Annotated in this window: 12 protein-coding genes; 2 read left to right on the top strand and 10 right to left on the bottom strand. The window is 34.7% G+C overall.

All coding sequences use genetic code 11. The annotated features are described in order from the left end of the window. Window position 1: 1 nt before the first annotated feature. The 3 genes from menI to CD118_RS02430 all read right to left on the bottom strand — a co-directional run bounded on the left by menI (window position 2) and on the right by CD118_RS02430 (window position 5,309). On the bottom strand, window positions 2-466 hold the full coding sequence (gene menI, locus CD118_RS02440; RefSeq protein WP_050331041.1) for a 1,4-dihydroxy-2-naphthoyl-CoA hydrolase MenI: 465 nt from the start codon (window positions 464-466) through the stop codon (window positions 2-4). A 227-nt stretch (window positions 467-693) separates the two neighbouring features. Then, window positions 694-3,399, bottom strand: coding sequence for an aconitate hydratase AcnA (gene acnA / locus CD118_RS02435; RefSeq protein ID WP_060829958.1), 2,706 nt, complete (start codon window positions 3,397-3,399; stop codon window positions 694-696). A gap of 275 nt (window positions 3,400-3,674) precedes the next feature. Further along, window positions 3,675-5,309 (bottom strand): BCCT family transporter, encoded by a 1,635-nt coding sequence (locus CD118_RS02430; RefSeq protein WP_050331044.1) that lies wholly within the window; start codon window positions 5,307-5,309, stop codon window positions 3,675-3,677. Window positions 5,310-5,540: 231 nt separating this feature from the next. On the opposite strand from CD118_RS02430, the gene mscL reads away from it, so the two are divergent. Continuing rightward, window positions 5,541-5,906 (top strand): large conductance mechanosensitive channel protein MscL, encoded by a 366-nt coding sequence (mscL, locus tag CD118_RS02425; protein WP_060829959.1) that lies wholly within the window; start codon window positions 5,541-5,543, stop codon window positions 5,904-5,906. Between the two features lie 99 nt (window positions 5,907-6,005). Here mscL and sbcC read toward each other — a convergent pair whose 3' ends face one another. The 7 genes from sbcC to sosA form a co-directional block, all read right to left on the bottom strand. Then, on the bottom strand, window positions 6,006-9,038 hold the full coding sequence (sbcC, locus tag CD118_RS02420; RefSeq protein WP_103356191.1) for an exonuclease subunit SbcC: 3,033 nt from the start codon (window positions 9,036-9,038) through the stop codon (window positions 6,006-6,008). Window positions 9,039-9,041: 3 nt separating this feature from the next. Then, window positions 9,042-10,160, bottom strand: coding sequence for an exonuclease subunit SbcD (gene sbcD / locus CD118_RS02415; protein WP_103356190.1), 1,119 nt, complete (start codon window positions 10,158-10,160; stop codon window positions 9,042-9,044). A gap of 364 nt (window positions 10,161-10,524) precedes the next feature. Next, window positions 10,525-10,992 carry a CcdC family protein gene (locus CD118_RS02410; RefSeq protein WP_050331050.1) on the bottom strand — a complete coding sequence of 156 codons (468 nt, stop codon included), beginning with the start codon at window positions 10,990-10,992 and terminating at the stop codon, window positions 10,525-10,527. Window positions 10,993-11,736: 744 nt separating this feature from the next. After that, window positions 11,737-11,964, bottom strand: a complete 228-nt coding sequence (locus CD118_RS02400) for a YneF family protein (protein ID WP_014613986.1) — start codon at window positions 11,962-11,964, stop codon at window positions 11,737-11,739. A 148-nt stretch (window positions 11,965-12,112) separates the two neighbouring features. Then, window positions 12,113-14,098, bottom strand: a complete 1,986-nt coding sequence (gene tkt, locus CD118_RS02395) for a transketolase (protein WP_103356189.1) — start codon at window positions 14,096-14,098, stop codon at window positions 12,113-12,115. Between the two features lie 112 nt (window positions 14,099-14,210). Continuing rightward, window positions 14,211-14,447: a DUF896 domain-containing protein gene (locus CD118_RS02390; RefSeq protein WP_050331969.1), complete on the bottom strand. Its 237-nt coding sequence runs from the start codon at window positions 14,445-14,447 to the stop codon at window positions 14,211-14,213. A gap of 387 nt (window positions 14,448-14,834) precedes the next feature. Then, entirely contained in the window at window positions 14,835-15,059 is a 225-nt protein-coding gene (sosA, locus tag CD118_RS02385; RefSeq protein WP_060829963.1) for a DNA damage-induced cell division inhibitor SosA, read from the bottom strand. 144 nt (window positions 15,060-15,203) lie between these two features. On the opposite strand from sosA, the gene lexA reads away from it, so the two are divergent. Further along, window positions 15,204-15,827, top strand: a complete 624-nt coding sequence (gene lexA, locus CD118_RS02380) for a transcriptional repressor LexA (protein ID WP_016425001.1) — start codon at window positions 15,204-15,206, stop codon at window positions 15,825-15,827. The last annotated feature ends 220 nt before the right edge of the window (window positions 15,828-16,047 follow it).

Here is a 16,047-nt window from a genome sequence, read left to right as displayed (position 1 = left end):
TTTAAATAGTTGAATCTTGTGTGACTTCTAACTCTTCACCTGCTTCATTTCTTTGCTGAACTTCATGATAAACTTCATACCAATTTGGAAAAGCTCTATCTAAACGAACAGGTTTGCCTTCATTTTTAGTGATAATGACATTATCTGTGTAACCCGTAGTCGCAAGTTCACCGTTTTCATTATAAACTTCATATTGATAACGAGAGCGTAATTTTGAAAATTTAGATACCCATGTTTTAATTGTTACTTTTTCTGGATAACCAATACTCTTTTTATAATTAATATTGAGTTCTGTTACAGGAGAAACAATCCCCGCCTCTTCCATTTCTACATAGTCTAAGCCGAGTTTACGTATGTAGTCTGTACGTGCAACTTCAAACCATGTCGCATAGTTACCATGGTAAATCACACCCATTTGGTCTGTCTCTTGATAGCGTGCTTCGATTTCAGTTAATGCGTAGATCATTATTTTACCTTCTTTCTCTTAGCGCTCATGCCACTCATTTTACCATAAAAAAACAACCCAGAAACTTATAATGAATTCTGCAATAGATGTAAAAAGGATATTAACCTCTTCATTTCAAAAAAAGAAAGCCCGGTACATCAAAATGACCGGACTTGATATAATATTTTCTTAGCTATTCATTAAAGCGAAATAAAATTATCACATTTTCTAAAATTGCTTAAATCACCTTATGAAGAAGCTAATTTTTTACGTAAAACAAGTTGTAAAATACCGCCATGACGATAGTAATCAATTTCTACATTAGAATCGAAACGCGCAATGGCTTCGAACTCAACAGTAGAACCATCTTCTTTCGTTGCAGTCACTTTCACTGTATCTCGAGGTTGAACAGATTCGCTAATTTCAACTGAAATCGTTTCTTTACCATCTAAACCTAACGTATCCGCTGATTCACCTTGCTTAAATTGTAATGGTAAAACACCCATCATGACTAAGTTAGAACGATGAATACGCTCATAACTTTGCGCAATAACTGTTTTTACACCTAATAAGTTTGTACCTTTCGCAGCCCAGTCACGAGATGAGCCCATACCATAGTCGTTACCTGCTAATACAACAAGGCCAGTGCCATCTTCTTTATATTTCATAGCTGCATCAAATATTGGCATTACTTCTCCAGTTGGCCAATATGTTGTGAAGCCACCTTCTGTTCCTGGTGCTAATTGGTTTTTAATACGAATGTTGGCAAATGTACCACGAACCATGACTTCGTGGTTACCACGACGAGAACCATAAGAGTTAAAGTCACGTGGAGAAACACCATTTTCTGTTAAGTAATGTCCTGCTGGCGTATCTTTACCAATTGCCCCTGCTGGAGAGATATGGTCAGTTGTAACCGAATCGCCAAATTTACCCATGACACGTAAATCTTTTAATGGTTCAATGTGACCTGGTTCTTTAGATAATCCTTGGAAGAATGTTGGGTTTTGAATGTACGTTGATTCAGGATCAAAATCATACAATGGTTGATCTGTCGTATCGATTTGGTTCCATAATTCGTTGTTATCATAAACACTCTTATATTCTTCTTTAAACAATTCTGGTGTAACAACGCTTTCTACAGCATCTGCTACTTCTTGAATAGAAGGCCAAATATCTTTCAAGAATACATCATTTCCTTGTGCATCTTGACCTAAAGCTTCTTTGTGTAAATCAATATCAACAGTTCCCGCTAAAGCATATGCCACAACTAATGGCGGCGAAGCTAAATAGTTCGCTTTAACAAGTGGATGGATACGTCCTTCAAAGTTACGGTTACCTGATAATACAGAAGTCACTAATAAATCTTCTTTAGCAACAGCTTTTTCAATTTCTTCTAATAGTGGACCTGAGTTACCAATACATGTTGTACAGCCATAACCGACTAAGTTGAAACCAAGCTTGTCTAAATAGCTTTGTAAACCTGAGTCCCGCAAATAACCTGTTACAACTTTAGAACCCGGTGCTAAAGAAGTTTTAACATAGGCTGGAACTTCTAGTCCTTTTTCAACTGCTTTTTTAGCTAATAACCCAGCACCTAACATCACATAAGGGTTAGAAGTATTTGTACAAGAAGTGATCGCTGCAATCGCAATGTCGCCCGTCGTCATTTCAGTTGTTGAACCATCTTTAAATTCGATTGTTGCCTTTTTATCGAATTCTGATGCATCTAAACCATGACCTTGGTTACCTGCAGGTGCAGTCACTGATTTTTCGAACTCTTTTTTCATATCGCTTAAGAAAATTAAATCTTGTGGACGTTTTGGACCCGACAATGAAGCCTCAACTGTAGATAAATCAAGTTCCACTACGTCTGTATAATTTGGCTCTTCATTTACATCAAAGAACAGATGGTTTTGTTTTAAATACTTTTCAACTGTTTCAATATGTTCATCAGAACGACCTGTTAAACGTAAATATTTTAACGTTTCGTCATCAACAGGGAAGAAACCACAAGTTGCTCCGTATTCTGGAGCCATGTTGGCAATTGTTGCACGGTCAGCTAAAGGTAATTTATCTACACCTGGACCGAAGAATTCAACAAATTTACCTACTACCCCTTTTTTACGTAATAACTCTGTTACGCGTAATGCTAAGTCTGTCGCATTTGCACCTTGAGGCAGTTCATTGGATAAACGTACACCAATAACTTCAGGAATTGGAAAGTATGATGGCTGACCGAGCATGCCCGCTTCTGCTTCGATTCCACCGACACCCCAACCTAAAACGCCAAGGCCGTTAATCATTGTAGTATGTGAGTCAGTTCCCACTAATGTATCTGGAAATGCAACGTCTTCCCCATTTTCTTCACGTACATGAACAACATTAGCTAAATATTCCAAGTTAACTTGATGTACAATCCCTGTTGCTGGAGGTACAGCATTATAATTTTTAAACGCTTTAGTAGCCCAGTTCAAAAATTGATAACGCTCATAGTTACGTTCGAATTCTAATTTCATGTTGCGCTCTAAAGCTTCTGGATTTGCGTAACTATCAACTTGTACAGAGTGGTCAATCACTAGGTCTACTGGAACTTCTGGGTTGATTTTAGACAAGTCTCCACCGACATCGTCCATCGCTTTACGTAAAGAAGCTAAGTCTACAACCGCTGGTACACCTGTAAAGTCTTGTAAAATAACACGTGAAGGTTTGAATGGCACTTCACCTTTACTATTTTCTTTACCAAATGTTGAAAGCGCTTTAATATGTTCGTCTGTAATAACAAAACCATCTTCTTGACGCAATACTGATTCAAGTAATACACGAATAGAATATGGTAAGCGACTTACTTGAGTAAGTCCTTGTTCTTCTAACGTTTTCAAATCATAGTACGTTAAGTTTTTTCCGTTTAATTGAAATGACTTTTTAGCTTGTTCTTTTAATTTTGAAGCCATCGAATATCCCCCCTGATATTTTTATATGCCGTTGATTTAATTGTATAATTAACGCTTTATGAAAACAACTAAATGATGATTAAAACTGGGGTTTTGAAGTTTTGACTTTCTAATCGGTTATTATAACTAAAACTTATGACTTTCGTCAGGTGTAATAAGTATATATTATTAATTGAGAATGATTTTCAATCAAGTATTGGTCAATTAAAAAAGACAGGTCAATTCACTGTATTTTCATTTCAGTGAATTGAAACCTGTCTTTTAATTAAATAAATTTATTTTTCTTGATCTCGCAACGCTTTACGTTTTGAAATTAATTCTTCTTCATAATCTTGTTGTGAACTTGCGACATATTCTTTCAAACGATGCTTATTAGGTGTTAATGTTAAGCCCAAGAACTTACGCTCTTTATTCGCATCTTTATAGAAACTAATCATCATCAGGATGACAATCAATGAGAACGGCAAAGCACTAATAATCGCTGCACTTTGCAACGCATTTAATCCTGCCGCACCATCGCCTCCGCCAGATAATAATAACACAAATGCGATAAGTGATTGTGCAACACCCCAAGTCACTTTAACAACAGCACTTGGATTGAGTGAACCGTATGTCGTCTGCATACCTAGCACAAATGTTGCTGAGTCAGCTGATGTAATAAAGAATGACGCAATTAAAAGTAGTGCGATGATTGAAAGCACCATGCCTAATGGCACATGATGAAAGACACCGAAAAGCTGTGTTTCAGGTGACATTTTGAAAATTTCTGTATGTTTTTTAGCCGTTTCAATACCTAAAACGCCAAACACACTAAACCAAACGAAACTTACAATAACAGGCACTAACAGTACCCCTGAAATAAATTCTCGAATTGAACGCCCTTTTGAAACACGTGCAATAAATACACCTACGAACGGGCTCCAGCTTAGCCACCAGCCCCAATAGTAAAGTGTCCAATTTGTCATCCATTCACGTTTTTGAGGATTTGTTGGTGCTGCATCAAAACTGTTAAATAAGAAAGAATTTAATAAGCTTCCTGTTGAACTTGTAAACATGTTTAAGATTAAGATTGTCGGTCCTACAATTAATCCGGCAATCAATAATAAAGTCCCTAAACCGATATTCAAGTTACTTAAGTATTGAATTCCTTTACTTAAACCGGACCAAGCACTCATAATAAATAAAATCGTTACGACAACAATGATAATAGATTGCGTAACAATATTGTTAGGCGTGCCGAATAGGTAATGTAAACCACCTGAGATTTGAAGTGCACCCATACCTAGAGAAACGGCTACCCCAATAACTGTCGCAAATACGGCTAAAACATCAATGATCGTACCAACGAGACCATCTACATGATCCCCTAAAATGGGACGTAATGTTTTAGATAATAAGCCCGGTTCACCTTTTCTAAATTGCGCATAAGCTAATGCAAGTGCGACAACACCATATACTGCCCATGCATGGAATCCCCAATGAAAGAACGTCGCGCGTAATGATTCAGTAAATGCTTCCGTTGATTTCGGATCAGCGTTAGGTGGTGCCGCAAAATGAGAAATTGGCTCTGCTGCACCATAAAAGACTAATCCAATCCCCATTCCCGCGCTGAATAACATCGCAAACCAAGAAATTGTGTTGAATTCCGGTTTATCGTGTGGTCGGCCTAACTTCAATTTCCCTATAGGGCTGAAGATTAAGAAGATACAGAAGAATACGATAATCGTCGTTAAAATAAGATAGTACCAACCCAGTTTATCTGTAATCCAAAGTTTTATCGTATTCGTAAATTCACCAAACTGCGTTGGAATGAACACACCGACTAACACAATCGCAAAAACGATAATTGCACTAATCAGGAATACCGGAGAAAACTTCTTACCATTTGGTTCTGGAGTTGAAGAACTCATAAAATAACATACTCCCTTTCATATATTAAATTTTAAATAATCACGCACTTTATATTAACAATGTACAAATATTTTAAAGCGCAATCGACATATATACAATAACAAAACATTATCGTATAATCAACGAACTAAGAAACATATCAATTTCTTTATTAATTAAATGTTGCAATATTTTATGAGTAATGTATAATCGGTGTGCCATTAAATATGTTTATAGGAGGGGAAAACGTCATGTTAAAAGAATTTAAAGCGTTTGCATTAAAAGGTAACGTGCTCGATTTAGCTGTTGCTGTTGTAATGGGTGCTGCTTTCAATAAAATCGTGTCATCATTAGTCGAAAACATCATTATGCCTTTAATTGGATTACTATTTGGCGAAGTTGATTTCGCTAAAAATTGGGCAGCGTTCGGTATCAAGTATGGTATATTTATTCAATCTATTATTGATTTTATTATCATCGCTTTTGCATTATTTATCTTTGTTAAAATTGCAAATACGCTCGTGAAACCGAAAGCAGAAGAAGAGGAAGAAGCTATCGAAGAAAACACTGTACTCTTAACTGAAATCCGGGATTTATTACGTCAAAACCAAAAATAAGTGGGCATTAAAAATGACAGGCGATAAGGTAGAAAAGAAGCTCTATCTTACCGTCTGTCGTTTATATTTTAAACCAATTTCATAATATAAGTCGTATACTTATTCATTGTAGCGTAATAAAGTTGTACTTTGATAATTTTTAGAAACCACATCCAAAATAACAGGAATCCGATTTTTTAATTCTGTGACATGAGAAATAATACCCACTAATCGTCCACTCGATTGAAGTTGAATTAATGTATCTAACGCTGTCTCTAAAGTTTCTTGGTCTAGTGTACCGAAACCTTCGTCAATAAACATTGCATCAAGCGCAATGCCCCCTTGCTCATTTTGTACCACTTCACAAAGGCCCAAAGCTAGCGCCAATGACGCTTGAAATGTTTCTCCTCCAGATAATGAGGTGATATGACGTGATTGGTTTGAATAATAGTCAAAGACTTCAATTTCTAAGCCACTAAAACCTCTCCCTTTTTTCTCATTTCTAATCAATTCATACCGCTGTCCTGTCATACTTAACAATCTTTGATTCGCTTTAACGAGAATTTGTTCTAGAAAATGCATCAGTACATAATTTTCTAAAGTTAAATTATGCTCATTTTTTCCATTTAAAATTTCGGCAAGTTGAAAGAGCTCAATTTGTGCTGACACCGTCTGCTTTAAATGTGCTATCTCCCGTTCTATTCGTTGTATCGTCTTCTTATTTTGATCTACTTGAAAAGCAAATTCATTCAACCGCTTTTGTACAGAATCATATTGTATTTGTATTTCTCGTTGCTCTTTTTTTAAAGTCTCTATATTATTTGGTTCAATATTTAAAATTTGAGTCGTAACATCTTGAAGTTTAAATTGAAGCGCTTGTATTTCATGGTGAAATTGTTCTATTTCAGACGTATAGTCTGATTTATTTTCACTTTCGTTTGAAATGGTCATTAATGCCGCTTCATCCGCAATATCTAATTGCTTCATTGCTATTTTCAACTCATCGTCGAGTCGATTGAGTTGAGTTGTAACATCATCGATTTGTTGTGCAATCAGGCGCAAATCATAATGATGATTTTTCACTTTATTTTGTGTATTTTCTAATTGTTGTGTTAACGCTGCTTTTTGTGCTTCAAAGTCTTGAACTTCAGAATCAATTCGCTCAAATACGTTTTGAAACTTCACAATATCATCGTACCCTGTTATTTGTTGAAAATTTTCTAATTGTTCTTGAATATGTTGTTGTTCTTTTTCTAAAAGTTGCTTTTGACGCGTATTTTCATCTAATACCTTATTAATACGTTCAACTTGTTGTTGTAATGCTTCAATCCGTTTATTTTCATGATCAACCGCTTCTATATCATTTTTAACATTTAAAAGTTGTACTTCATTTTCATTTAATAAATTTTTATTAAATTGAATTTCTCCAATTTCATTTAATCTTTCCTTTGTATTCGTGATATCCGCTTCGCAATGAATTTTTTGCTCAGTGAGTTCTCGAATTTGAGTTTCAATTTTCACATTTTCACTTTGCAATGATTTAATGGCATCGATTTCCGGACCATAATCGACATGTGAAACGTTTTGTCCACAAACAGGACAAGGTTCATCAACTTGTAAAACTGTTCTTAAAGTAACGACCGCTTTTTCATGATCGAGTAAGTGTTGATCTTGACTTGAAATCGTATGCAACTGTGCACGCTGTGCTTCAATTTCATGCGTTAAATTTTCATATTGTTTGTTTAGTTGTTCAAGACTTTCTTCATGTTTTAACTTGAGATGCATACGCTTTTCAGATTCTATAAGTGACGTATGCTGTTCAGTGAGCGTCATTTGCATATTTTGTAACTGTGATTTTTTCTCATAATCCGGTTTTTTCTCAATATCTTCTTCACTCATTTGTTGTAATTCATTGTTCGCTTTATCCATTTCTTCTACTACTTGCTGATGCTGTGCATTGATTTGTTGATCACGCTGTTCTTTTTGTTTGAGCTGATCGACTTGTTGAAAATAATGTCTTGTATTTTGGATGAATTGTGATTGTTGGTCTATCCGTTCTTGTTGAGCTAAATGATTTTCAAGCAAAGTTGCATCTTGTACTTCTATCTCTTTCAATGCATCAAATTCTGATGTTAAAGTAGACTGTTTACTTTTTTGGGAATTGAGTGTTTTTTCGTATTCAAGCTTATTTTGATATGTTTTGATAGCGAATTGACTTTCAGTTATCAATTTTAATTTCTTTTCTAGCTCTGTAATTCGAGGTCGTTGTTCATTTAATTGATTTAATTTGTGTTCTAAGTCCGCTTTTTGTTGCTTTAATTGTTGACGTGATTCTTCACGTGCAACCGCTTCATTTATCTTTTTCAAAGCGCCTTCACGCTTACTTTTCTCCACTGCTGTTTCGTCAACCTGTTGTTGTCCTATACGTTGAAACATCGGCAATGCATCAAGGATCAATTCATATTGTTCACTTTTCAACTGCTTTTGTGCTACCAATTCATCATTATCTAATGTATACATTTCATCCCAACTGCTTTGGATTTTTGTATAGATTCGATCAATTTCATTCTTCATATTTTTAGTTTTATCTACCAACTCATTTTTAAGAACGTCATACAATTGCGTATTAAAAAGCGTTCTCAAAATCGCCTGCTTATCCGTGCTATTTGAAACTAAAAAGGATTTAAATTCACCTTGTGGCAAGATAAACAGCTGTCTAAATTGGTCTTGCTTAAGCTTTAAAAGATTTAAAATAAATTGGTCTCCTGCTTGAATTGTACTTTCAACTAGCTCAAAAACTTCTCCATTTAAATGGTAAACTTCAAGTTTAGGTTTTGTCTCATTTTTATTTCCCGGCTTCAAAAATGAAGCTTCTCGAACGACCTTATAACGACCACCGTTGATTTCAAATTCAAAGGTAACCGTTAAAGGTTCTTTAGGTTGCGCAAAGTGACTTCTCAAATGTTTCACTTCTCTTTTTTCAGTAGACGCACGTCCATATAGCGCATAAACCATTCCATCAAATATCATCGTCTTACCTGAACCCGTTTCTCCGCTAATTAAGAAGAGTTGATTCGATTGTATATTTGAAAAATCAATGGTTTCATCTAAAAAAGGACCAAAATTTTTAAGATGGAGGCGTATCGGTTTCATCTTTTATTCCTCCCCTTTTATTTTTTCTAACAATGCCACTACATTTTCTTTTTGCAATTCCGATAACTTCTCAGTCGTCATTTCACTATAGAACTTCTCTACAATATCTATTGGATGCATTTTTTTTACATCTTTTAAAGCTTTAGATTTGTATTGGGAAGTCTGTACTTGTTGGGTTAATGATAAAGTGTTGGGATAAATTTGTTTTAACTTTTGCATTGGATCTTTTACATGACTGAGTTGTTCAACAATAAAGTGAAAATAACTTTCGTTACTTTTACGCTCAAATTCACCATTCATTAAATCATCAAATCTTGCTTCGACTACTTCTAATTCATGCTTAGGTTTCAATGGGACAAAAGACTGTTTTATTTCATGAGGCTGTACGTCAAAGATTCGAATCCCTTTTGCCTGGCCAGCTTCCGAAAAAGAATATTGCAAAATTGAACCACTATAGACGATATGCTTAAATGGCGTCGCAAACGGATGATGAATATGACCTAACATTACGGCATCAAAATCATTTAAAAATTGGGGCGTTACCGCTTCAATAGTACCTACAGTTATTTCACGTTCTGAATCACTTTTGGGCGCACCATTTAAAGTGAAATGTCCCACTAAAATATTCGTCTTATTTTGGTCTAGATGTGGTTGAATACGTGCAATCAATTTCTTAACAGCTTGCTCATATGTTTCAATCGGTTCATTCAGAAATTCACGCGCTTCCGATACAGTAAAAAAAGGCATAGTATAAAGTGCAACATCATCAAATATGTAGGGCGTTAAGCACTGCTCTAATTCTGTAGCAATGTAGAGTTGATTGTGCTGAAACCATGAGGCGCCATAACGTAGACGCTCTTTACCATCATGGTTGCCATTAATCATGACAATAGGAATTCGTAAATCTAGATTTATCTTTGCGATAGTATTTTCCATTAGTCTAATCACATACTTATTAGGGTATGTTGTATCATAGATATCACCAGCTATAACAAGTAAATCTGGTTTTTCTTTTATAAGCACTTCTATCAATTGATCTACAATATACTGTTGATCTTCCAAAAATGAATGGCCATTTAATACTTTTCCTAAATGCCAATCCGCTGTATGTATTATTTTCATATTCATCACCTCAGAACAAACGTTCGTTATTATTGTATAGGTGTTTTTATTGGATTTCAAGCGTCCAATTCTAATTTATCATTTCATCATTTAACGATGATATCAATGTACTCGCTTTAACTCAATAAAACTAAAAAAAGAATGAGATCGAAACCAATAGATTTCATTATCCCACTCCAGCATATTGATTATGATTAAAAAATGGATTGAGGCTGAAACATTCAACTCAATCCACGACGGTTAGTTTATAAATAATAGCGATTCAACGATGTATGAATATATCGCTAAACTGCAAGCATTTTTTATTAAAACAAACGACACTTACTATACATAAATGAAACTTTTCATTTTAATAACATGCTCTTTATTGTACAAGTTGGTGCTTAATTTTGCGATAGCGACGTAACATCGCAAGGCGCCATGGCAATAACATACTAAAAGCTAATAAAAAGAACATACCTGCTAACTCACCCGGATCAATATTACTGCCTATAAACACTTTTAATACTGTTCTCACTAATAGAAGCGTGATGAGCACAAGTGGGAAAGCTTTAGATTTTTTTAAATAGATTTGACTCCCTTTTGTTTCAAAGTGTGATGTCATAATGAGTACACTCGAAAAAATCACACCTAATACAACTGACTCTAATATTTCAAAATTAGAAAGTCTAAAATAGGGAACGACGTACATTAATGCACCTGTTGCCATAAAAAAAGGAGGTAAAAGAATTTTCTTTTCATTCACTGGATATTTTTGCGCTTTCATTCTAATTACAATGACCGCTGCCCCCATGACAAATGCAATAAGAATCGATAATACTAAATAAGTCAATGTTGATCCTCCTCATTTCTCATTCGATACTCAATAGTATAGCACATGACATTTAAATTCGTTAATTTTCTTACTTCGACGCATTACTTAAGATTTCACTTCTAATAAAGTATTTTTTCATAACTCATCTTATACACACGTCTATCAATGTCTTTTATTGAAACTACTGACTTATCTTATAATAATATATGTAAAAAGAGACCATCAATAATAAACTTATCACGAACAAAATAAGACTAATAAAAAGATGTGTTTCGATTAAAGCAATTGTCAATATAAGACTTAAACTAGTCAACCATAACATTACTATAAACAAATAAATCAATTTAGTTTTTAAATGCGCAGGCACCTTTTGCGCATCAACTGAAGCGATAATATTCACATCTTTTGTTATACCCAAATAAATGGTCACGATCGTTGATATAACAATAATGAGTATGATACCTATCATAGATGTCACACCTCCTCTTATCCATTAAAAAAAACTAAACCACGGTTTAATCACATTTATTTTAAAATCTTTCTATATGAATAAACTGGACCTACACCATTACTCAATTTGGTATAACATAGACCCTACCTCTTTCAGTTAATAGAGTGGAAGCCACTTGTCTTAAAATAAAACCAAATGTCTGGTATGGCCATGCGCTTAAAGTCCTTCTTTATTTTAACTTAAAAAAATAGCAAAGTTTAGTACGATTTTTATTACCGTACTTCTCTTTGCTATTATCAACATCATGGACATTACATTTTTTTGTCCATGTTTTTATTCATCATTGTCATCATTTGATTAATTTTCTTTTGAGATGGTTTTTGACCCATTTGCATCATCATCATGCGCAACATTTCTTCATTAATAGGTGGGTTCTTTTTTAAATAGTCCATCATATATTTACGTGCTAAGAAAAAGCCCCCCACTAATCCACCGATAAGTGCAATAACAATTAATAAAATTGCTAACCATGTAGCCATAGTTTCACCCACTTTCTGTATCCTTTTGCATTTTACTAAAATTATGTATTCTTTTCAAGATATGAAAGCAAACTTATATGAATAACTAAAAGAAAAGCCGAGCTCAATTTTGAACAATTCAAGCTCGACTTTTAAATGTGATCATCAATTATAACTTTTCAATTTCAGATAATATGTTTTCTTTTGTAAAACCATATTTTTCGACAACTAAGTCGCCAGGGGCACTTGCGCCGTAACGATCAATACCTACAACAAGACCATGCATACCTACATATTTATGCCAACCGAGTGATGATGCCATTTCAACAGCAACACGTTTTTCTACTTGTGGCAATAAAATTTCGTCTTGGTACGCTTTTGATTGCGCTTCAAATGCATTCCAGTTTGGCATTGAAACAACACGAACACCTTTACCTTGTTCTTCAAGTGCTTTTGCAACTTCAACTGTTAAACTTACTTCAGAACCAGAAGCTAATAAAACATACTCAGGCGCTTTTTCACTTTCATAAACGACATATGCACCTTTTCTAACGCCTTCTTCTACTACAGATTCTTCTACATCTAACACTGGTAAACCTTGACGTGTTAATACTAAAGCAGTTGGGATACCGTTTGATTCAACAGCAACTTTCCAAGCAACACGTGTTTCATTACCATCAGCTGGACGAATCACGTTAAGATTTGGAATTGCTCTTAAGCCTGCCAATTGTTCGATTGGTTCATGTGTAGGACCATCTTCACCAACAGCGATTGAATCGTGTGTAAACACAAACGTAGAACGAAGTCCCATTATTGCTGCTAAACGTAAAGCAGGTTTTAAATAATCACTAAATACAAAGAATGTTGCACCGTATGGATGTAAACCACCATGTGCAGCCATACCATTAACGGCAGCAGCCATCGCAAATTCACGCACACCGAACCATACATTTTTACCTTCGCCATTTTCAGCTGAGAAGTCTGTTTCTTCTTTTACATTTGATTTATTTGAAGAAGCTAAGTCAGCAGAACCACCAAATAATGTTGGAACAGCTTTACTTAATGCTTGAATTACATCTCCAGAATCTGCACGTGAAGCGCCTTTATGACCTAATTCGAATTTTGGAAGTTCAGCTTCATAACCTTCAGGTAAACGGCCTTCTAAAGCGTCTTTAAACTCTTTGTATAATTCAGGATATTGTTGACTGTAGGCTTCAACTTTTTTATTCCATTCATCTTCATTTTCATTGGCACGTTTAATCATTGTTGAATTGAAAATTTCATAAACTTCTTCGTCAACATGGAAATATTTAGAACTGTCTAATTGATAGTTTTCAAATGTAAGCTTACGTTCTTCTTCGCCTAAAGGTGCACCATGAACAGAATTGCTATTTGATTTATTTGGTGAACCTTCACCAATAATTGTTTTAACTTCAATGATTGTCGGACCATTTTGTTGTTTAGCTTCAGAAATGGCTTTGTCGATAGCCTCTACGTCATTACCATCTTTAACAAGTATATGGTTCCAACCATATGCCTCAAAGCGTTTTTTAATATCTTCAGAAAATGATTTATTTGTCTCACCATCTAAAGAAATGTTATTAGAATCATAAAGCGTAATGAGTTTATCTAGTTTTAAATGTCCTGCTAATGATGCCGCTTCATGAGAAATACCTTCCATCAAATCTCCGTCAGAAGCTAAAACATACGTATAGTGGTTGACTACTTCGATATCTTTATTAAATTTAGCCGCCAAATGTTTCTCAGCCATTGCCATACCTACAGACATTGCAAAACCTTGCCCTAGTGGACCAGTCGTAATTTCTACACCTTTAGTATGGTGATATTCTGGATGTCCCGGTGTTTTAGAACCCCATTGTCTGAATTGTTTAAGCTCTTCTAATTCTAAGCTTCCTGAAACATGTAGCAAACTGTACAATAATGCTGAACCATGACCCGCTGATAAAATGAAACGGTCTCTGTTGAAATATTCATTTGAATTAGGGTTGAAATTCAAATGACGTGTCCATAAAGTATAAGCCATTGGTGCTGCGCCCATTGGTAATCCAGGGTGTCCTGAATTCGCTTTTTCGATGGCGTCAATACTTAAACCACGTAATGTATTAATCGCAAGTTGATCTTTTGTTTCTGTCATATTATTACTTCCTTCCTTTCGAATGCTCATCATATTTTCATTATAACCGAAATGGTAGTATAAAGCCTAATAAATCAGCACGCCAATCACCAAATATAAGCCTAATTTTAAATTAGTGACGTAAATGATTTTTCTTTTGGATTTCTTTAAGTTTTTCAGGTGTAACATCATTACCCTCTGGATCAATGACCTTAGTGTTCTCTATTTGGCTTTTGAAGCTACTTCTAAACATCTCTAAGTACTCACTTCTTAATTGTGATTGCTCTTTTGCTTCACTTTCTGTTAAGCCCTCTTGCTTTTTCTTATTAGCTAATTCATTGATTCGATTCAATTTTTCTTGAGTAAACATCATCAATTCCCTCCGTCATTTTCTTTACAAAAATATAACAGATATAATGGATAAAACCAAACGCTTAAACTTGTATTACAATTAAAGCGGAATAGCGTCCGTTTTTTTAGCCGAAACTTTCTTATCTTGTGGAAAATAGGCATATAGAAAGAAACAATTTATTAAAAAATTAAAATGCCTAATTCAAAAAGAGGTTGTCTTTTACATTTATTGAACTTATCAAGAGTTCGTCTACAAGTCTAATTGACCTCGAGCATATTTTGACTCGAGGTTCAAATGAGACTGAAAACTTCGAAGTGTCATAATATATGGGATATCTAATTGGAAAAAATTGGAAGTAAAAATGGAGATTGAAAGTATTTCGTACGCAGAAAAAGTTGATTTTGATTAACGGCCAAGTGTTGTCGCAATCGCTGGCTGATTCGTATCGATGTGTTCGTGTTTTTGAACTTTTTCTGTTTGGTTTGTTTTCAATTGGTGATCTGTCATTTCGTACGTTTGTTCTGTATGACTGCTATCGCTTGCTAATACAAAGAATGTAAAGAAAAGTAGTATAGATATGATAAATACCGTCAAAAACAGGTATATTTCTGAAATTTTAACATGAATCATTACTATCACTCCTAGAACGTTTGTTTGTATTAACACTCTAACAGAACGAATGTTCTATGTCAACACCAAAACGAACAAACGTTTGTGATTATTTCATCAATATGTTATACTAACCTCAAACCAAACGAAGAAGGAGTGTGCGAAATGAGAGAACTCACAAAGAGACAAAGCGAAATATTTGAATTTATAAAGCATGTCGTGCAAACAAAAGGGTATCCACCGAGTGTTCGAGAAATCGGTGAAGCAGTTGGTTTAGCTTCTAGCTCAACTGTGCACGGTCATTTATCTAGATTAGAAGAAAAAGGGTATATTCGACGAGATCCAACTAAGCCGCGTGCCATAGAAATTGTGAATGAACTCATGGGAGAACCTGTAAATATGGAAGAAACTATCTATGTGCCTGTCATTGGTAAGGTCACAGCGGGGACACCTATATCTGCTATTGAGAACGTTGAAGAATACTATCCATTACCAGAACATTTCACTTCAACACATAATGGCCAAATATTCATCCTAAATGTTATCGGAGAGAGTATGATTGAAGCTGGTATTTTAGACGGAGATAAAGTTATTGTTAGAAGCCAATCAATCGCTGAAAATGGCGACATCATTGTAGCTATGACTGATGAAGATGAGGCTACAGTAAAAAGATTTTATAAAGAAAAAAATAGATACCGTCTTCAACCAGAAAATAGTAGTTTAGAACCTATTTATTTAGATAATGTCACTGTACTCGGAAAAGTTATTGGCTTATTCAGAGAAATGTAAAAATGGCATTTGATCACTCCTTCTAAAAAAAGCAAGCGACTTAATGAAGCACATTCACTAGTCGCTTGCTTTTTTTTATTTTTTATTAAGTAATTTTTTTATACGATCTAAAATATCTTCCGATTGATTTAAAGGGGAGTTATTTTGTTGATTAATTTCATTTTTCCAAATCATATTCACTGTTAATCACTTCCAAAGAAGCTATTCCCCTTTATCTCAG

Source organism: Staphylococcus coagulans (assembly GCF_002901995.1).
GTDB classification, from domain to species: Bacteria; Bacillota; Bacilli; order Staphylococcales; family Staphylococcaceae; genus Staphylococcus; species Staphylococcus coagulans.
This window is presented reverse-complemented; position numbering and strand designations above follow the sequence as displayed.